This window comes from Pectobacterium hainanensis (assembly GCF_046237015.1).
Classification (GTDB): Bacteria; Pseudomonadota; Gammaproteobacteria; order Enterobacterales; family Enterobacteriaceae; genus JBJYIN01.
The window spans coordinates 1-251 of the sequence record NZ_JBJYIN010000061.1 but is presented as its reverse complement, the minus strand read 5'-3'; the positions used below and the strand labels follow the sequence as shown (position 1 = coordinate 251).

1 protein-coding gene is annotated in these 251 nt (G+C 62.2%); it reads left to right on the top strand.

All coding sequences use genetic code 11. The features are described from left to right. Positions 1-251, top strand: a 251-nt coding sequence (locus ACKPVM_RS20510; protein WP_409311588.1) for a secretin N-terminal domain-containing protein, incomplete at both ends; no start/stop codon positions are given.

Below are 251 nucleotides of genomic sequence, written 5' to 3'. Positions count from 1 at the left end.
AGTGCTTGCCCAGGAAGAAGAAGAGCGCCGCAAGCTCACGGAGGCCAAAGCGCTCGCCGGCGATCTCCACATTCTGACGGTGCCTTTGAGTTATGCAAAGGCATCCGAGTTGGTCCCGATTCTCACGCGCAGCGCCCTCTCGGTCCGCGGCGAAGTACAGGTGGATCCCCGCACCAATACGCTGATCGTCCGCGACCTTCCGGATCGACTGGTGACCGCGGGCGAGTTGATCAAGTCACTCGACCGGCCAC